We start from the raw sequence: 21,206 nt of genomic DNA, 5'->3' as shown, positions 1-21,206 counted from the left end.
CGGCGCGGCCTCGACGCCCTCGCGGCCGGCACGCCCGACCCGACGCTCGTGTCCGGCGTGGCCCGATCGGGTGGTCGGCTGGCGGTGCTGTTCACCGGTCAGGGCGCGCAGCGCCTCGGGATGGGTCGCTCGCTGCACGGCGCCTTCCCGGTGTTCGCCGCTGCCTTCGACGAGGTGGTGGCGGAGCTGGATGCGCACCTGGACCGGCCGTTGCGTGATGTCGTCTGGGGTGACGACGAGGAGCTGATCCGGCGGACGGGTTACGCGCAGGCCGGTCTGTTCGCGGTCGAGGTCGCTCTGTTCCGCTTGATGGAGTCGTGGGGTGTGCGGCCGGACTTCGTGGCCGGGCACTCGATTGGTGAGTTGGCCGCTGCGCACGTCGCGGGGGTGTTGTCGGTGGCCGACGCCGCAAAGCTGGTGGCGGCGCGCGGGCGGTTGATGCAGGCGTTGCCCGTCGGCGGGGCGATGGTGGCGGTGCAGGCGTCGGAGGAGGAGGTGCGGGCGGCGCTGGCGGGTCCGGGTGTTGTGGTCGGATCCTTTGGAGCTGATGTCGTAAACGACTCAGCTTCCACCGGCACCGGCACCGGCACCGGCACCGGCACTGGCGCTGGTCGGGTCGTGGGCAACGGCACCGACCTCGGCCCAATTGCGGCGACCGGCACGGACAACGGTCCGGCAGGGCTTGCTGGTGTGGACATCGCGGCCGTCAACGGCCCCCGGTCGGTGGTCATCTCCGGCCCCGAGGTCGCCGTGCTCGCGGTCGCCGAGCACTTCACCAACCTGGGCCGCAAGACCACGCGGCTGCGGGTGAGTCACGCCTTCCACAGCGGGCTGATGGACCCGATGCTCGACGAGTTCCGCGCCGTCGCATCGGAGCTGACCTACGCAGAGCCGCAACTCCCGGTGGTGTCGAACCTGACCGGCGCCCTGGCGAGCATCGAGCTGACCGACCCGGACTACTGGGTCCGGCACGTGCGCGAGGCCGTGCGTTTCGCCGACGGCATCACCGCCCTGCACACCGCCGGCGCGACCACGTTCCTGGAACTCGGCCCGGACGCCGCGCTCACTCCGATGATCGAGGGCATCCTCACCGACGAGGTCACCGTCGTGCCGTCCCTGCGGCGGGGTCATGACGAACACCGGCAGGCCCTGATTGCCCTGGCGAGGCTGCACGTCACCGGCACCACCGTCGACTGGACCGCACTGCTCACCGGCGCCCGCGTCGAGCTGCCCACCTACCCGTTCCAGCGGCAGCGCTACTGGGCCGACGCCCGGGAGTACTGGGCCGACGCCTGGGCCGGGGCGGGCGACGGCGAGGTCGTCGCCGCCGGCCTCGCCGCGCTGCGCCACCCGCTGCTCGGCGCCGAGCTGGTCGTACCGGACTCCGGCGAGGTGGTGCTGACCGGACGGGTCTCGCTCGCCACCCATTCGTGGCTCGCCGACCACGCCGTCGCCGGGACGGTGCTGCTGCCCGGCTCCGCCCTCGTCGACCTGGCCGTGTACGCCGGTGACCGGGTCGGCTGCCCCCACCTGGTCGAGCTGACCCTCCAGGCGCCGCTGCCGCTGCCCGACCACGCGCCGGTCGTGCTGCGGGTCGTCGTCGGCGGGGCGGACGAGGCCGGCAACCGTACCGTCGCCGTCTACTCCGGCGACGACGCCGAGGACACCGCCTGGACGGCGCACGCCATCGGGCTGCTCTCGGCGTCCGTACCCGCACCGGCCGCGCCGCTGGACACCTGGCCGCCGGCCGGCGCGAGCCCGCTTCCGGTGGACGACGGCTACCAGCGGCTGCTCGCCGACGGCTACGCGTACGGGCCGACGTTCCAGGGCCTGCGGGCGGCCTGGCGGCACGGCGACGAGGTGTACGCCGAGGTCGTGCTCCCCGAGCCGGCCCACCCGGACGCCGCCCGCTTCGGCCTGCACCCCGCGCTGCTCGACGCCGGCCTGCACGCCGCCCTGCTCGACGCCGCCGACCGCGACGCCACCGACCCGTCGACCGGGGACGCGTTGCTGCCGTTCTCCTGGAGCGGGGTGTCCCTGCACGCCGCCGGCGCGACCGCACTGCGCGTACGCATCACCCGCCGCGGCCCCCGCAGCGCCACCGTCACGGTGGCCGACGCGGCCGGGCAGCCGGTGCTCACCGTCGACTCGCTGGACTACCGCGCGGTCAGCGCCGACCAGCTCGACCCCGGCACCCGACCCGAGGCGATGTACCGGCTCGACTGGGTGCCGCTGACCACGCCCGCCCCGCCGGCCGGGACCGGATCGGTCGTGCTGGTCGGTACGCCGCCGGCGGGCGCGGCGGAGCTGCCGGCCCACCCCGACCTCGCCGCGTTCGCCGATGCCGTCGACGCGGGTGCACCGCTGCCCGACCGGGTGCTGGTCACCGTGCCGGCGTTCACCGGCGACGACGTGCCGGCGCGGCTGCGCGCGGCGGTGGCGTGGACGTTGCGGCTGACCCAGGACTGGATCGCCGACGCCCGCTTCGGCGCGGCCCGGCTGGTGCTGCTCACCACGGCGGCCGTACCGGTGGCCGACGGTGAGGTGGACCTCGTCACCGCGCCCCTGTGGGGCCTGGTCCGGGCGGCGGAGGCCGAACATCCGGGCCGGTTCGGGCTGCTGGACGTCGACCGTACCGTCGAATCGGGTCGCCGCCTGCCCGCGGCGCTGGCCTGCGGCGAGCCGGAGGCGGCGCTGCGCGGCGGCGAGATCCGGGTGCCGCGGCTGGTCCGCGCGGCGGAGACCGCGACCCCGGTCGCGCCGCACGAGCACGGCACCGTCCTGGTCACCGGCGGCACCGGCGGCCTCGGCGCGCTGGTCGCCCGGCACCTCGTCACCGAGCTGGGCGTCCGGCACCTGCTGCTGACCAGCCGGCGCGGCATCGACGCACCCGGCGCCCGCGACCTGGTCGCGGAGCTGGCCGACCTGGGTGGCGACGTCACCGTCGCCGCCTGCGACGTCGCCGACCGGGACGCGCTGACCCGGCTGCTGGCCAGCGTGCCCGCCGCCCGTCCGCTGACCGGGGTGGTGCACGCCGCCGGCGTGCTCGACGACGGCGTGCTCGCCGCGCTCACTCCCGAGCGGGTCGACGCCGTCCTCGCCCCCAAGGCGACCGCCGCCTGGCACCTGCACGAACTCACCCGTGACCTGCGGATGTTCGTGCTCTTCTCGTCGGCGGCCGGGGTGCTCGGCGCGCCCGGCCAGAGCGGCTACGCCGCCGCGAACGTCTTCCTCGACGCCCTGGCCGCGCACCGCCGCGCCGCCGGGCTGCCGGCCGTCTCGCTGGCCTGGGGACTGTGGGCGGCCGACGGGATGGGCGACCGGCTCACCGCCGCCGAGCTGCGCCGGCTGGGCCGCAACGGCTTCCCCCCGCTCACCCGCACCGAAGGGCTGGCCCTGTTCACGGCGGCGCTCGACGCCGCCGAGCCGCTGCGGGTGCCGGTCCGGCTCGACCTGCCGGCCCTGCGCGCGGTCGCCGCCAGTCAACCCCTCCCGGCCGCCCTGCGCGGCCTCGTCCCGCCGGCCCGGCCGGTCGCGCGAGCCGGCATGACCGCGCCCGCCGGCGGTGACGACCTGCGCCGCCGGCTCGCCGGCCGGTCCGGGTCCGAGCGCCGCGAGGCCCTCCTCGATCTGGTACGCGTCGAGATCGCCGCCGTGCTCGGCCACGCCACGGTGGACGCCGTCCAGCCCGACCAGGCGTTCAAGGACCTCGGTTTCGACTCGCTGTCGGCGGTGGAACTGCGCAACCGGCTGACGGCGGTCACCGGGCTGCGGCTGCCGGCCACCCTGGTCTTCGACCACCCCACGGCGCTCGCCGTGGCCGCGCACCTCGACGAGGTGCTCACCCCCGGCGAGGCGGCTGCGACCACGGACGCCCCGGCGGCGCGGCCGGTCGACGAGCCGATCGCCATCGTCGCGATGAGTTGCCGCTTCCCCGGCGGCGTCGGCTCGCCCGAGCAGCTGTGGCGGCTGGTCGCCGACGGCGTGGACGCGATCGGCGAGTTCCCCGCCGACCGGGGCTGGGACGTCGACGGCATCTACCACCCGGAGCGGGGTGCCGAGGGGCGGACCTATTCCCGTTCCGGCGGCTTCCTCGCCGAGGCCGCCGAGTTCGACGCCGGCTTCTTCGGCATCAGCCCGAACGAGGCGGTGGCGATGGATCCGCAGCAGCGGTTGCTGCTGGAGTGCGCCTGGGAGACCTTCGAGCGGGCCGGCATCGACCCGGGCACGCTCAAGGGCAGCCCCACCGGCGTCTTCGCCGGCGTGATGTACCACGACTACCAGGACAACACGAACACCGGCTCGATCGCCTCCGGCCGCGTCGCCTACGCCTTCGGGCTGGAGGGGCCGGCGGTCACCGTCGACACCGCCTGCTCGTCCTCGCTGGTCGCGCTGCACCTGGCCGCCCAGGCGCTGCGGTCCGGGGAGTGCACGCTCGCGCTCGCCGGCGGGGTGACCGTGATGGCCACCCCGGACACCTTCGTCGAGTTCAGCCGGCAGCGCGGGCTCTCCCCGGACGGCCGGTGCAAGTCCTTCGCGGCGGGCGCCGACGGCACCGGCTTCTCTGAGGGGGCCGGCCTGCTGCTGGTGGAACGCCTCTCCGACGCCCGCCGCCACGGCCACCCCGTCCTCGCCGTGGTGCGCGGCTCGGCGGTCAACTCCGACGGCGCGTCGAACGGCCTGACCGCGCCGAACGGCCCCGCCCAGCAACGGGTCATCCGCGCGGCGCTCGCCTCGGCCCGGGTGCCGGCCGCCGAGGTGGACGTGGTCGAGGCGCACGGCACGGGTACGACCCTCGGCGACCCGATCGAGGCGCAGGCGCTGCTGGCCACCTACGGGCAGGACCGCCCGGGGGACCGGCCGCTCTGGCTGGGTTCGGTCAAGTCGAACGTCGGCCACACCCAGGCCGCCGCCGGGATGGCCGGGGTGATGAAGATGATCCTGGCGATGCGGCACGGGCTGATGCCCCGGACCCTGCACGCCGAGGAGCGCTCGCCGCAGGTCGACTGGTCCGCCGGCGCGGTCGAGCTGCTGACCGAGGCACGCGAGTGGGCGGCGAACGGGCATCCGCGCCGGGCCGGGATCTCCTCCTTCGGCCTCTCCGGCACCAACGCCCACGTGATCATCGAGGAGCCGCCCGCCGACGGTGATGCGTCCACGCCCCCACCGGTCGACGGCCTGCTGCCCTGGCCGGTGTCGGCGCGGTCCGACACCGCCGTACGCGACCTGGCCGGACGGCTGGCCGACCTCGCCGCCCGGATCGACCCGGCCGACGTGCCGGCGGTGGGCCGGACGCTCGCCATCGGGCGGGCGCTCTTCGGCCACCGGGCGGTGGTGCTCGGCGCGGACCCGGCGCAGCTGTCCGCCGGCCTGACCGCTCTGGCGGCCGGCGTCGGCGCTCCCGGCCTGGTCACCGGCGTGGCCCGGCCGGGTGGTCGGCTGGCGGTGCTGTTCACCGGTCAGGGCGCGCAGCGCCTTGGGATGGGTCGTGAGCTGCACGCGGTGTTCCCGGTGTTCGCCGCTGCGTTCGACGCGGTGGTGGCGGAGCTGGACGCGCATCTGGACCGGCCGTTGCGTGATGTCGTCTGGGGTGACGATGAGGAGCTGATCCGGCGGACGGGTTACGCGCAGGCCGGGTTGTTCGCGGTCGAGGTGGCGTTGTTCCGGCTGGTGGAGTCGTGGGGTGTGCGGCCGGACTTCGTGGCCGGGCACTCGATCGGTGAGCTGGCCGCCGCGCACGTGGCCGGGGTGTTGTCGCTGGCGGATGCTGCTCGGTTGGTGGCGGCGCGGGGTCGGTTGATGCAGGCGTTGCCCGTTGGTGGGGCGATGGTCGCCATTCAGGCGTCGGAGGAGGAGGTGCGGGCGGCGCTGGCGGGTCCGGGCGTCGTGGTCGGCGCCTTTGGAGCTGATGTCGTAAACGACTCAGACTCCAACGGCAACGGCAACGGCAACGGCAACGGCAACGGCAACGGCACCGGCACCGACATCGGCCTGGCGGCAGGCGCTGGTGTGGACATCGCGGCCATCAACGGCCCCCGGTCCGTGGTCATCTCCGGGCCCGAAACCGCCGTGCTCGCGGTCGCCGAACACTTCACCAACCTGGGCCGCAAGACCACCCGGCTGCGAGTGAGTCACGCCTTCCACAGTCGGCTGATGGACCCGATGCTCGACGAGTTCCGGGCCGTCGCGGCGGGCCTGGCCTACGCCGAGCCGCAGCTCCCGGTCGTGTCGAACCTGACCGGCGCCCTGGCCAGCAGCGAGCTGACCGACCCGGACTACTGGGTCCGGCACGTGCGCGAGGCGGTCCGTTTCGCCGATGGCATCACCGCCCTGTACCAGGCGGGAGCGACCACGTTCCTGGAACTCGGCCCGGACGCCGCGCTCACCCCGATGATCGAGGGCATCCTCACCGACGACGTTACCGTCATCCCCAGCCTGCGGCGGGGACACGACGATCACCGCCAAGCCCTCACCGCCCTCGCGAGGCTGCACGTCACCGGCACCACCGTCGACTGGACCGCCCTGCTCCCGCAGACCACCCGCACGATCGAGCTGCCCACCTACCCGTTCCAGCGGCAGCGGTACTGGCAGCGGAGCAGCACCGCCGACGGGGACCTCGGCGCGGTCGGGGTCGACGCCGCCCGCCACCCGCTGCTCGGCGCCGCCGTCACCCTCGCCGGCTCGGACAGCACCGTCCTCACCGGACGGCTCTCCGTGCACAGCCAGCCCTGGCTGGCCGACCACGTGGTGGGCGACGCGATCCTCCTGCCGGGCACCGGGTTCGTGGAACTGGCGCTCAGCGCGGGCGGGCAGGTCGGCTGCGACAGGCTCACCGAACTGGTCCTCGAGGCGCCGCTGGTCGTACCGGAACGCGGCGGGGTCACCGTCCAGGTGCTGCTCGGCGCGGCCGACGAGGCGGGCAGCCGGCCGGTCACCGTCCACTCCCGTGACGGCGGACCGGACCAGCCGTGGACCCGGCACGCCACCGGCGCCGTCGCCCCGGCCACCCGGCCGCCGTCGTTCGACCTGGCCGCGTGGCCGCCGCCGGGTGCCGTCCCGGTCGATCTCACCGGGCGGTACGACGCCCAGGCCGCCGCCGGACTGGCGTACGGGCCGGCGTTCCAGGGGTTGCGCGCCGCCTGGACCGCCGGCGAGCAGGTGTACGCCGAGGTGGCCCTGCCGGCCGGGGACGGCGCCGACGACGGGTACCGGATGCACCCGGCCCTCCTCGACGCCTGCCTCCAGGCGGTCGGCCTCGACGCCGGCCAGGTCGGGCCGGTCCGGCTGCCGTTCGCCTTCGCCGGTGTCACCGTCGCGGTCCCCGACGCCACCACCGTCCGGGTCCGGGTCACCCCGGCCGGCGACGGGGTACGCCTCGACATCGCCGACGCGGCCGGCCTGCCGGTCGCCTCGGTGGAGTCGCTCACCCTGCGGGAACTCTCCGCCGCCCAGCTCGCCGCCAACCGGAACGAACCCCTGTACCGGCTGACCTGGCAGCCCGCCGCGCCGCTGACCGCGCCCCCGGTGCGCTGGGCGGCGTGGGAGGACGTCCGCGACGACGTACCCGAGGTGGTGGTGCTGCGGTCGGAGCCCGGCCGGGACGCCGCCGCCGTGCACCGGGCGACCCACCGGGCCCTGGCGCGGGTCCAGACCTGGCTCGCCGACGACCGGTACGCCCGGTCCAGCCTGGTGGTGGTCACCCGGGGGGCGGTCGCGGTGGCCGACGAGGAGGCCGGCGACCTGGCCGGTGCCGCCGTCTGGGGGCTGGTCCGCTCCGCGCAGTCGGAGCAGCCCGACCGGATCGTCCTGGCCGACCTCGACGACCCGGACGACCCGGCGGCGCTCGCCCTGGCCGTCGCCACGGGGGAACCGCAGGTCGCCGTCCGCACCGGCGTCGCCCACGTCCCTCGGCTCGCCCGGCTCGCGGCCAGCCCGGACGCCCCGCCGGCCAGCGTGTTCGGCGCCGAGGGGACGGTGCTGGTCACCGGCGCGACCGGCCTGCTCGGCCGGCTCGTCGCCCGGCACCTGGTCAGCACGCACGGCGTACGCCGGCTGCTGCTCACCAGCCGGCGGGGCGCCGCAGCGGCGGGGGCGGACGACCTCGTCGCCGAGCTGACCGCGCTCGGCGCGGACGTCCGGCTCGCCGCCTGCGACATCAGCGACCGGGACGCCGTGGCGGCCCTGCTGGCCGGGCTCGACCCGGCGCACCCGCTCACCGGGGTCGTGCACTCCGCCGGTGTGCTCGACGACGGTGTGATCGGGTCGCTCACCCCGGACCGCGTCGACGTCGTGTTCCGCCCCAAGGTGGACGCGGCGCTGCACCTGCACGAGCTGACCGCCGACCTGCCGCTCACCGCGTTCGTGCTCTTCTCCTCCGCCGCCGGTGTGGTCGGCAACCCGGGCCAGGGCAGCTACGCCGCCGCCAACGCCTGCCTCGACGCGCTCGCCGCCCACCGCCGGGCCGCCGGCCGGCCCGCCCAGTCGCTCGCCTGGGGAGCCTGGGCCGGCGACGCGGGAATGGCCGCCGACCTCACCGCCGGCGACCGGGCCCGCGTCGAGCGGACCGGCGTCCGTCCGCTCGCGCCCGCCGAAGGGCTCGCCCTGCTGGACGCGGCCGCCGCCACCGACGCGGCGGTGGTCGTACCGGTGGCGCTGGACCTGGCGGCGCTGGCCGGCGTACCCGACCTGCCGCCGCTCTTCCGCGGTCTGGTGCGGCGACCGGCGCGCGCCGGTGGCGGGGCCGGACCGGACGCCGCGGCGCTGACCCGGCGGCTCGCCGCGCTGCCGGCCGACGAGCGCGAGGCCGCGCTGCTCGACGTCGTGCTCACCCAGGCGGCGGCGATCCTCGGGCACGCCGGCCCCCAGGACGTCGACCCGGACCGGGCGTTCCAGGAACTCGGCTTCGACTCACTGAGCGCGGTGGAGTTCCGCAACCAGCTCAACACCGCCACCGGCCTGCGCCTGCCCGCGACGCTGGTCTTCGACCACCCCAACGCGCGGGTCCTCGCCGCCGAACTGGCCGACGCGCTGGCCCCGGTGCCGGCCGACGGGCTGCCCGAGGACCGGGTGCGGGAGGTCCTCCAGGGCATCCCGCTGAGCCGGCTGCGGGAGGCCGGGCTGTTGGACCGGCTGCTCGAACTCGGTGGGCTCGCCCCCACGCCGGACCCGGCCACGGCGGACGACGAGGCCGGCCGCTCGATCGACGAGATGGACGCCGACGACCTGATCAGCATGGCGCTGGGCGACCAGGACCTCGACGACCTCATGACGGGAGACCCTCGATGACCGACGACAAGCTCGTCGCCGCGCTGCGCAGCTCGCTCAAGGAGACCGAGCGGCTGCGCGCGCAGAACCGGCGGCTCACCGCGGCCGCCCACGAGCCGGTCGCGATCATCGGGATGAGCTGCCGCTTCCCTGGCGGGGTGAGCACGCCGGAGCAGCTGTGGCGGCTGGTCGCCGACGGCGTCGACGCGATCGGCGACTTCCCCGCCGACCGGGGCTGGAACGTCGACGAGCTTTACGACCCGACTGGCGAGCGGCCGCACACCAGCTACGTCCGGCAGGGCGGGTTCCTCACCGACGCTGCCGCCTTCGACCCGGCGTTCTTCGGGATCAGCCCCAACGAGGCGACCATCATGGACCCGCAGCAGCGGCTGCTGCTGGAGTGCGCCTGGGAGGCGTTCGAGCGGGCCGGCATCGACCCCGGCACGCTGCGCGGCAGCCGTACCGGGGTGTTCGCCGGGCTGATGTACCACGACTACGCCAGCAGCCACGCCACCGGCTCGGTCGCCTCGGGCCGGGTGGCGTACGCGCTGGGGCTGGAGGGTCCGGCGGTCACCGTGGACACCGCCTGCTCGTCGTCGCTGGTCGCGTTGCACCTGGCGGTGCAGGCGCTGCGCTCGGGGGAGTGCACCCTGGCGCTCGCCGGTGGCGCGGCGGTGATGGCGACGCCGGAGGCCTTCGTCGAGTTCAGCCGCCAGCGGGGGCTGGCCCCGGACGGCCGGTGCAAGTCGTTCGGGGCGGGCGCCGACGGCACCGGCTGGGGCGAGGGCGCCGGCTTCCTGCTGGTGGAACGCCTCTCGGACGCCCAACGCCTCGGCCACCCGGTGCTGGCGGTGGTTCGCGGCACGGCCGTCAACCAGGACGGCGCGTCGAACGGCTTCTTCGCCCCGAACGGCCCCGCCCAGCAGCGGGTGATCCGCGCCGCCCTCGCCTCGGCCGGCGTCCCGGCCGCCGAGGTGGACGTCGTGGAGGCGCACGGCACCGGCACCACGCTCGGCGACCCGATCGAGGCCCAGGCCCTGCTCGCCACGTACGGGCGGGACCGGCCCGCGGACCGGCCGCTCCGGCTCGGGTCGATCAAGTCGAACCTCGGGCACACCCAGGCCGCCGCCGGCGTCGCCGCCGTCATCAAGATGGTGCAGGCGATGCGGCACGGGCTGATGCCCCGGACCCTGCACGCCGAGGAGCGCTCGCCCCAGGTGGACTGGTCGTCCGGCGCGGTCGAGCTGCTGACCGAGGCACGCGAGTGGCCGGCGGAGGGGCATCCGCGCCGGGCCGGCATCTCGTCGTTCGGCCTCTCCGGCACCAACGCCCACGTCATCGTCGAACGGGCCCCGGAGTCCGCCCCGCAGCCGGACGCCGGCGTGCCCTCGTCGGTGGTGCCCTGGGTGCTGTCGGCGAAGTCCGACCCGGCGCTACGCGAACTCGCGGACCGCTTCGCCGGTGTCGCCGCGCATCTCGCGCCGGTGGAGCTGGGCGCCGCGGCCCGAACCCTGGTCACCGGTCGGGCGACGTTCGGCCACCGGGCGGTGGTGCTCGGCGCGGATCCGGCCGAGCTGTCCGCCGGGCTGGCGGCGGTGGCGGCGGGGGAGCGGGCTCCCAACGCCGTCTCCGGCGTGACCCGGGCCGGTCGGCTGGCGGTGCTGTTCACCGGTCAGGGCGCGCAGCGCCTGGGCATGGGTCGCTCGCTGCACGCGGTCTACCCGGTGTTCGCGGCTGCCTTCGATGCGGTCGTGGCGGAGCTGGATCAGCACCTGGATCGGCCGTTGCGTGACGTGGTCTGGGGTGACGATGAGGAGCTGATCCGGCGGACGGGCTATGCGCAGGCCGGTCTGTTCGCGGTCGAGGTCGCCCTGTTCCGCTTGGTGGAGTCGTGGGGTGTGCGGGCTGATTTCGTGGCGGGGCACTCGATCGGTGAGTTGGCCGCCGCGCACGTGGCCGGGGTGTTGTCGCTGTCGGATGCTGCTCGGTTGGTGGCGGCGCGGGGTCGGTTGATGCAGGCGTTGCCCGGTGGTGGGGCGATGGTGGCGGTGCGGGCGTCGGAGGAGGAGGTGCGGGCGGCGCTGGCGGGACAGGATGCCTCTGTCGCGTCCTATCGACCTGATGACGTAAACGATTCAGCCCCCTACGACGAGGGTGCGGCGGCAGGCGCCGGGGTGGACATCGCCGCCGTGAACGGTCCCCGGTCGGTGGTCATCTCCGGCCCCGAAGCGGCCGTGCTGAACGTCGCCGAGCACTTCGCCAAGCAAGGTCGCAAAACGACCCGTCTTCGGGTGAGTCACGCGTTCCACAGCGGGCTGATGGACCCGATGCTCGACGACTTCCGTGCCGTCGCGGCGAGCCTCACCTACACCGAGCCGCAACTTCCGGTCGTGTCCAACCTGACCGGTGCCCTCGCCACGACCGAGCTGACCGACCCGGACTACTGGGTCCGCCACGTCCGCGAGGCGGTCCGCTTCGCCGATGGCATCACCGCCCTGCACCAGGCAGGCGCGACCACCTTCCTCGAACTGGGCCCGGACACCGCCCTCACCCCGATGATCGAGGGCATCCTCACCGACGAGGTCACCGTCGTGCCCAGCCTGCGGCGGGGACACGACGAACAGCGGCAGGCCATGACCGCCCTGGCCAGGCTGCACGTCACCGGCACCACCGTCGACTGGACCGCGCTGCTCCCGCAGAGCTCACGCACCGTCGAGCTGCCCACCTACCCGTTCCAGCGGCAGCGGTACTGGCTGCACACCCTCGGCTACCTCGCCGAGTCGTGGCTGGCCGGCGCGCTCGGCGACGACCCGGCCGCGCTCGGCCTGACCCCCGTCGACCATCCGCTGCTGCGGGCCGCCGTGGCCACCGCCCACGCCGACGGCCTCGTCCTCACCGGCCGGCTGTCCCGGCAGGCCCAGCCCTGGCTCGCCGACCACGACGTGCTCGGCGCCGTGCTGCTGCCCGGCACCGGCCTGGTCGAACTCGCCCTGCGCGCCGGTGAGGAGGCCGGCTGCCACCGCCTCGACGAGCTGACCCTCACCGCGCCGCTGGTGCTGCCCGAACGCGGCGACGTCATGGTGCAGGTGGTCGTCGGCGACCCCGACACCGCCGGGCGCCGTACCGTCGGCGTCTACTCCCGGGCCCCCGGCGGCTGCTGGGCACTGCACGCGGACGGGCTGCTCGCCGCCGAGGCCGCCGCGCCGTCCGTCGACCTGGCCGCCTGGCCGCCGCCGGGCGCGACCCCGCTGGCCACCGAGGGCGCGTACGAGCGGTTGCGCGGGCGGGGGTACGCGTACGGGCCGACGTTCCAGGGGCTGCGGGCCGCCTGGGAACGCGGCGACGAGCTGTACGCCGAGGTGGCCCTGCCCGACGAGGCGCACCCGGACGCCGCCCGGTTCGGCCTGCACCCGGCCCTGCTCGACGCCGCCATGCACGCCTCCCTGCTCCAGGACCACGACGGCTCCGGGGCGACGCTGCTGCCGTTCGCCTGGAACGGCGTCTCCCGGCACGCCGTCGGCGCCACCGCGCTGCGGCTGCGGATGGCGCCCACCGGGCCGGACAGCGTCACCCTCACCGTCGCCGACCCGTCCGGGCAGCCGGTGCTCACCGTCGGGTCGCTGGTGTCCCGGCCGGTCTCCGCCGCGCAGCTCGACGGCGTGCGGGCCGGCCGCGACCAGGTGCTGCACCGGGTGCGCTGGCAGCCGGCGGCCACCCCGGACGGGGCGCCGGACTTGTCCCGCTGGGCGGTGGTCGGCGACGCCGGCGCGGTGCCGGGGGTGCCGTCGTACGCGGATCTGGACGCGGTCGGCGCGGCGGCCGACGTACCGGAGGTGGTGCTGCTGCCGCTCGCTGCCGGCGACGGAGACGTGCCGGCGGCGGTCCGGGAGGTGACCGGGGCGGCGCTGGCGGCCGTGCGGGCCTGGCTGGCCGACGACCGGTTCGCCGACTCGCGGCTGGTGCTGCTGACCCGGGAGGCCGTGGTCACCGGCCCCGACGACCGGGTGGCGCTGGACCAGGCGCCGGTCTGGGGCCTGGTCCGGGCGGCGCAGGCGGAGAACCCGGAGCGGTTCGTCCTCGCCGACACCGACGGCCGGCTGGAATCCTTGGCCGCGCTGCCGGCGGCCCTCGCGGCGGCCGAGCCGGAGCTGGCGCTGCGCGCCGGACGCCTGTTCGTGCCCCGGCTCGTCCCGGTATCCGACTCCGCGACGCCCGCCACCGACGCCACCGCACCCGCTACGACGCTCGGCGGCACCGCCGTCGACGCTGGCACGGCCGACCGCGCCGGGACGGACCTTGGCACGTGCGACCACCGTGCGGTCGGCGACGACCAGGCGGCCGGCGGAACGGATGCCGGCACGGCGCTGGTCACCGGGGGCACCGGCGGGCTCGGGGCGCTGGTGGCGCGGCACCTGGTCACCGCGCACGGCGTCCGCCACCTGGTGCTCACCAGCCGGCGCGGGCCCGCCGCACCCGGCGTGGACGCGCTGGTCGGCGACCTGACCACGCTCGGCGCGACGGTACGCGTGGCGGCCTGCGACGCCGCCGACCGGGAGACCCTGGCCACGGTGCTGGCCGACATCCCCGCCGCCCACCCGCTGCGGATCGTGGTGCACGCCGCAGGGGTCGCCGACAACGGCGTGGCCGCCACGCTCACCCCGGAACGGCTCGCGGCCACCCTCGCGCCCAAGGTGGACGGTGCCTGGCACCTGCACGAGCTGACCCGCGAGGCGGACCTGTCCGCATTCGTGCTCTTCTCCTCCGCGGGCGGGCTGGTGCTCGCCGCCGGCCAGGCCGGCTACGCGGCGGCGAACGTCTTCCTCGACGGGCTCGCCGAGCACCGGGCCGCCCGAGGGCTGCCGGCGACCTCGCTGGCGTACGGGCTGTGGGGCACCGACGCGGGGCTGGGTGCCGTGCTCAGCGACGCCGACCTGGAACGGATGGCCCGGCAGGGCTTCCCCGCGCTCACCGAGGCCGACGGGCTGGCCGCGTTCGACACCGCACTGCGGGACCGGCCGGTCACCCTCGTCCCGCTCCGGATCGACCCGGCCGCCGTGCGCACCGACGCCGGCATACCCGCGCTGCTGCGCGCCCTGGTCCGGGCGCCCCGGCGGTTGCGCCGGGCCACCGACACCCCGGCCGCCGCCGGGCGGTTCGCCGGTCTGTCCGGCCCCGACCGGCTCCGCGCCCTACGGGACCTGGTCCGCGCCCAGGTCGCCGCCGTCCTCGGGTACGACTCCGCCGAGGCGGTGGTGCCGGACTGCGCCTTCTCCGAGCTGGGCTTCGACTCGCTGTCGGCGGTGGAACTGCGCAACGCGCTGGGCGCGGCGACCGACCTGCGGCTGCCCGCCACGCTGATCTTCGACTACCCGACCGCGGACGCCGTCGCCGCGTACCTCGACTCGCTGCTCGCCGGGGTCTCCGCCGACGCCCCCGCCCAGGCCGGGCCGCGCCCGGTGGACGAGCCGATCGCCATCGTCGGGATGAGCTGCCGCTTCCCCGGCGGGGTCGGCTCGCCGGAGGAGCTGTGGCGGTTGGTCGCCGACGGGGTGGACGCGATCGCGCCGCTGCCCACCGACCGGGGCTGGGCCGACGACCTGTACCACCCCGAGCCGGGCCGCCCCGGCCGCTGCTACGCCCGGGCCGGCGGGTTCCTGCCCGACGCCGCCGACTTCGACGCCGGCTTCTTCGGCATCAGCCCCAACGAGGCGTACGCGGTCGACCCGCAGCAGCGGCTGCTGCTGGAGTGCGCCTGGGAGGCGTTCGAGCGGGCCGGGATCGATCCGGGCACGCTCAAGGGCAGCCCCACCGGCGTCTTCGCCGGCCTGATGTACCACGACTACGGGTACGGCAGCTCCGCTGGCGGCAGTGCGGCGGCCGGCCGGGTGTCGTACGTGCTGGGCCTGGAGGGCCCCGCGGTGGCGGTGGACACCGCCTGCTCGTCGTCGCTGGTGGCGTTGCACCTGGCGGTGCAGGCGCTGCGGTCGGGGGAGTGCTCGCTGGCGCTCGCCGGCGGCGTGACCGTGATGGCCACCCCGGAGATCCTGATCGAGTTCTCCCGGCAGCGCGGCCTCTCCCCGGACGGCCGGTGCCGCTCCTTCGGCGCGGGCGCCGACGGCACCGGCTGGGCCGAGGGCGCCGGCTTCCTGCTGGTCGAGCGCCTGTCCGACGCCCAGCGGCTCGGCCACCCGGTGCTGGCCGTGTTGCGGGGCTCGGCCGTCAACCAGGACGGCGCGTCGAACGGCTTCTTCGCGCCGAACGGTCCGTCGCAGCAGCGGGTGATCCGGGCCGCCCTGGCGTCGGCCGGTGTGCCGGCCGCCGAGGTGGACGTGGTGGAGGCGCACGGCACGGGTACGACCCTGGGTGACCCGATCGAGGCGCAGGCGCTGCTGGCCACCTACGGTCAGGACCGGCCCGCCGACCGGCCGCTGTGGCTGGGGTCGATCAAGTCGAACCTGGGGCACACCCAGGCCGCCGCCGGTGTGGCCGGCGTGATCAAGATGGTGCAGGCGATGCGGCACGGCCTGCTGCCGCCGACGCTGCACGCCGAGGAGCGCTCGCCGCAGGTCGACTGGTCGGCCGGGGCGGTGGAACTGCTGACCCGGCCCCGCGAGTGGTCGGCGAACGGGCATCGGCGCCGGGCCGGCATCTCCTCGTTCGGGCTCTCCGGCACCAACGCCCACGTCATCCTCGAACAGGCCCCACCGCCCGCGACCGCCGCCGGGGAGCCGGCTGCCGGGACGCAGGGACCGCTGCCCTGGCTGCTCTCCGCCCGCTCCGAGGCGGCGCTGCGGGCCCAGGCCGCCCGGCTGCACCGGCACCTGTCGGGCCGGCCGGAGCTGCGGCTGCCGGACGTGGCGTATTCGCTGGCGACCGGCCGCGCGGCCCTGGAACAGCGGGCCGCCGTGCTGGGCGCCGACCGCGACGAACTCCTCGCCGGGCTGGCCACCCTCGCCGACACCGGGACGGCGACGACCGTCCTGTCGGGGACGGCCCGGGCCGGTCGGCTGGCGGTGCTGTTCACCGGTCAGGGCGCGCAGCGCCTGGGTATGGGCCGCTCGCTGCACGCCGTGTTCCCGGTCTTCGCCGCTGCTTTCGATGCGGTGGTGGCCGAGCTGGACGCGCACCTGGACCAGCCGTTGCGTGATGTCGTCTGGGGTGACGATGAGGAGCTGATCCGCCAGACGGGCTATGCGCAGGCCGGTCTGTTCGCGGTCGAGGTGGCGCTGTTCCGCCTGGTGGAGTCGTGGGGTGTGCGGGCTGATTTCGTGGCCGGGCATTCGATCGGTGAGTTGGCTGCGGCGCATGTGGCCGGGGTGTTGTCGTTGGCGGATGCGGCTCGGTTGGTGGCGGCGCGGGGTCGGTTGATGCAGGCGTTGCCGTCTGGTGGGGCGATGGTGGCGGTGCGGGCGTCGGAGGGGGAGGTGCGGGCGGCGCTGGCGGGACAGGATGCCTCTGTCGCGTCCTATCGACCTGATGACGTAAACGACTCAGCCGGGACCGGCATCGGCAACGGCAACGGTGCGGGCACCGGCAATGGTGGCGGTCACGTGGCCGCTGGTGGTGTGGACATCGCGGCCGTCAACGGCCCCCGGTCGGTGGTCATCTCCGGCCCCGAGGCCGCCGTGCTCACGGTCGCCGAGCAGTTCACCAAGCAAGGTCGCAAGACGACCCGCCTGCGGGTGAGTCACGCCTTCCACAGTGGGTTGATGGCCCCGATGCTCGACGAGTTCCGCGCCGTCGCCGCAGAGCTGACCTACGCCGAGCCGCAACTCCCGGTCGTGTCGAACCTGACCGGCGCCCTGGCCACCTCCGAGCTGACCGACCCCGACTACTGGGTCCGCCACGTCCGCGAGGCGGTCCGTTTCGCCGACGGCATCACCACCCTGCACCAGGCAGGAGCGACCACCTTCCTGGAACTCGGTCCCGACGCCGCCCTCACCCCGATGATCGAGGGCACCCTCACCGACGACGTCACCGTCGTGCCGTCCCTGCGGCGGGGTCACGACGAACAGCGGCAGGCCCTGACCGCCCTGGCCAGGCTGCACGTCACCGGCACCCCCGTCGACTGGACCGCACTGCTCACCGGCACCCGCGTCGAGCTGCCCACCTACCCCTTCCAGCGGCAGCGCTACTGGCGTCCGGAACGGCCCGGTGGCGAGGGGGCCACCCAGGCCGGTCTCGCCGCGACCGAGCATCCGCTGCTCGGCGCGTCGGTCACCCTCGCCGACACCGACGGCGTGCTCTTCACCGGCCGGCTCTCCGTCGACACCCAGCCCTGGCTCGCCGACCACACGGTCGGCGACACCGTCCTCTTCCCCGGCACCGGCTTCGTCGAGCTGGCGGTCGCCGCCGGCGAGCGGACCGACGCGCCGGTGGTCGAGGAGCTGATCCTGCACGCCCCGCTGATACTGCCCGAGAACACGGCGGTCACCCTTCAGGTCGCCGTCGGCCCACCCGACGAGGGCGGCTCCCGTTCCGTCACCGTCCACTCCCGCGCTGGCGAGGCGGACCCGTGGACCCGGCACGCCGACGGCCGGATCGGCGCCGGCGGCACGGCGCCCGCCGTGGACCTGACCGCCTGGCCACCGCCGGGCGCGACCCCGCTGCCGACCGGCGACGCGTACGAGCGGATGGCCGAGCGCGGCTACGGCTACGGGCCCACCTTCCAGGGGCTGCGGGCCGCCTGGCAGCGCGGCGACGAGCTGTACGCCGAGATCAGCCTGCCGGACGCCGCGCACGCCGAGGCCGAGCAGTTCGTGCTGCACCCGGCCCTGCTCGACGCCGCGCTGCACGTGCTCGGGCTCGCCGACGGCGACGCCGACGACCAGGGCGGCACCATGCTGCCGTTCTCCTGGAACACCGTCACCCCGCACGCCACCGGCGCCCGGGGGCTGCGGGTCGCGATCCGCCCGACCGGGCCACGCGAGGTCTCGCTCGACCTGGCCGACCTCTCCGGCGCGCCGGTCGCCGCCGTCGGCTCCCTCGCCCTGCGGGAGGTCGACGCGGCGCAGCTCCGGACCGCCGCGCCGGGCCGGCAGGACGGCCTGTACCGGCTCGCCTGGACCCCCGCCGCCGAGCTGCCGACCGCCACCACCGGCACCGGATGGGCCGTTATCGGCCAGCCGGGCCCGCACCGCGCCACGCCCGGAGCCGACCCCGGTCCGGCGAACGCCCCGGCCCCTTCCGCTTCCGGCATCGACGCCGTTCCGGCGACCGCCCCAGACCTTGACGCTCTCGGCCCGGCCGTCGGCCTGGCGAACGACGGGGATTTCGCCGCGCTGGGCATCAACGGCGGCCCGGCGAACGACCGGGATCTGCCGGCGCTCGGCCGGAACAGCGGCCCGGCGAACGACCGGGATCTCGCCCTGCACGACGGGGACGGCGGCCCGCCGAACGACCTGGATCTCGCCCTGCACGACGGGGACGGCGGCCTGGCGAACGACCTGGATCTCGTCGCGTCCGGTGGGGACGGCAGCCTTCCCGGCTACCCGGACCTCGCCGCGCTCGCCGCCGCCGTGGACGCCGGCCTTCCGGCGCCCGGCGTGGTGCTCTTCCGGGTTCCCCGCCCGGAGACCACACCTGGCACCGCCGAAAATGCCGAGCCGAACACCGGCGTCGACGTCCTGGCCGGTGTCCGCGGCTGCGTGTACCAGGTCCTGGACCTCGTCCAGTGCTGGCTCGCCGAACCCCGCTTCACCGCCGCCCGGCTGGTCCTGCTCACCGAGGGCGCGGTCGGCGCCGACGGGGCCGACGTGGCGCTGGCCCAGGCGCCGGTCTGGGGCCTGCTCCGGGCCGCCCAGGCGGAGAACCCCGGCCGCTTCGTGCTGCTCGACACCGACCGGGCCGCCGCCTCCCGGGACGCCCTCGGGCCCGCCCTGGCCACCGACGAGCCGGAACTGATGATCCGCTCCGGCCGTGTCCTGGTGCCCCGCCTGGTCCGCGAGCCGTACGCCCCGGCCGACACCCCGGCCGGGCTGGACCCCGACGGCACCGTGCTGATCACCGGTGGCACCGGCGGGCTGGGCGCCCTGGTGGCCCGGCACCTCGCCGGGGCGTACGGGATCAGGCACCTGCTGCTGACCAGCCGGCGCGGGCCGGCGGCGCCCGGGGTGGACGAGCTCCGCGCCGACCTCGCCGCGCTCGGCGCCACCGCCGACGTGGTGGCCTGCGACGTGGGCGACCGCGACCAGCTCGCCGCGCTGCTCGCCGGCGTGCCTGACCGGCGTCCGCTGACCGCCGTGGTGCACGCGGCGGCGGTGGTGGACGACGGGGTGGTGGGGTCGCTGACCCCGGAGCGGATCGACGGGGTGCTGCGCCCGAAGGTGGACGCCGCCTGGCACCTGCACGAGCTGACCCGCGACGCCGGCCTGGCCGCGTTCGTGCTCTTCTCCTCGGCCGGCGGGTTGGTGCTCGCCGCCGGGCAGGGCGGGTACGCCACGGCGAACGTCTTCCTCGACGCGCTCGCGCAGCACCGGGTGGCGGCCGGCCTGCCCGCCACCTCGGTCGCCTACGGGCTCTGGGGCACCGACGTCGGCCTGGGTGCCTGGCTCACCGAGGCGGACCTGCAACGGATGGCCCGGCAGGGCCTGCCCGCGCTGACCGTGCCGGAAGGGCTGGCCGCGCTCGACACCGCGCTGCGCAGTCCCCGCGCGACGCTGGTGCCGGTGAAGGTCGACGTGGCGGCGCTGCGCGCCCGCGCCGACGAGCCGCCTGCGCTGCTGCGTGGCCTGCTGCCCCGGGTACGCCGGCGCAGCGCCGCGGCCGCCGTCGACCCGGAGTGGTTCGCCCGCCGGCTCGCCGGCCAGTCCCCGGCCGAACAGGAGCGCCAGGTCACCGAGCTGGTACGCGGCCACGCCGCCGCCGTGCTCGGCCACGAAGGCCCCGAGGCGGTCGACCCGGAGCGGGACTTCCTCGAACTGGGCTTCGACTCGCTCGCCGCGGTGGAGCTGCGCAACCGGCTCAACGCGGCGACCGGGCTGCGGTTGGCCCCGATGGCGGTGTTCGACAACAAGAACCCCGCCGCGCTGGCCCGGCACCTGCGTGCCGAGCTGGCCCCGGCCGCCGGCGGCGCGCCCGCCCCGGAGCCGGCCGGTGAGCCGGACACCCTGGCCGGGCTGTTCCGGGCGGCGGTGCTGGGCAACGAGGTGCTCAAGGGCTTCAACCTGCTGCGGGCGGTGGCCGACCTGCGAGCCCGGTTCACCTGCGCCGCCGACTTCGGGGCGGTGCCACCGGGCGTCACCATGGCCGACGGCCCGGGGTCACCCGTGCTCATCGGGATCAGCACCCCGATGGCCACCGGCGGCCCGCACCAGCACGCCCGGCTGGCCGCCGCGTTCCGGGGCCGGCGTCCGATGGTGTCGCTGACCAACCCGGGCTTCGTCGCGGGGGAGCGGCTGCCCGACTCGGTGGACGCGGTGGTCGACGTGCTGGCCGAGAGCGTCGTCCGGGCCGCCGCCGGGCGCCCGTTCGTCCTCATCGGCTACTCCTCGGGCGGGACGCTCGCCTACGCCACCGCCGGGCACCTGGAACGGAGCCTGGGGGTGCGCCCCGCCGGCGTGGTGCTGATGGACACCTACCGGGTCGACACCGACGACCGGGACCAGTCCCGGCTGATGGAGCAGCTCACCGTCGGGCTGGTCCAGGCCGACGCCCGTTTCGGGATGCTCAACAGCGCCGCCCTGTCGGGGATGAACCGCTACTTCGACCTGGTGCCCCGGTTCCGGCTGGACCTGGTCGAGGCGCCGGTGCTCTTCGTCGGCGCGGCCGAGCCGTTCCGGCCCGACGCGGCCGACGACGGCTCCTGGCAGGCCCGCCCCTGGGAGCCGACGCACGAGTATCGCACCGTCGCGGCCACCCACTTCACCATGATCGAGGACCGGGCGGCGGTCGCCGCGGCGGTCGTCGAGGAGTGGCTCGGGACGCTCGCCCCTAGGGGCTGA

General features: G+C 75.9%; 2 protein-coding genes (1 of these 2 only partly in view). Both read left to right on the top strand.

All coding sequences use genetic code 11. From position 1 onward, the window contains the following. On the top strand, positions 1-9,285 hold the 3' portion of the coding sequence (locus tag M2302_RS09515) for a type I polyketide synthase (RefSeq protein WP_348529412.1). 6,723 nt of this gene lie to the left of the window's left edge; the window shows 9,285 of its 16,008 coding nt (coding positions 6,724-16,008); its start codon lies off the left edge, out of view; the stop codon is at positions 9,283-9,285. Further along, entirely contained in the window at positions 9,282-21,206 is an 11,925-nt protein-coding gene (locus tag M2302_RS09510; RefSeq protein ID WP_280837537.1) for a type I polyketide synthase, read from the top strand. Before M2302_RS09515 ends, M2302_RS09510 begins: the two co-directional genes overlap by 4 nt.

Source organism: Micromonospora sp. A200 (genome assembly GCF_029893845.1).
GTDB lineage: Bacteria > Actinomycetota > Actinomycetes > Mycobacteriales > Micromonosporaceae > Micromonospora > Micromonospora purpureochromogenes.
Note: the sequence above shows the minus strand (reverse complement) of the source record. Positions and strands in the feature narration are given on the sequence as shown.

What these genes read in the sequence shown, in the direction of transcription:
- M2302_RS09510 (WP_280837537.1), top strand. Translation starts at nt 9,282, where the DNA reads ATGACCGACGACAAGCTCGTCGCCGCGCTGCGCAGCTCGCTCAAGGAG.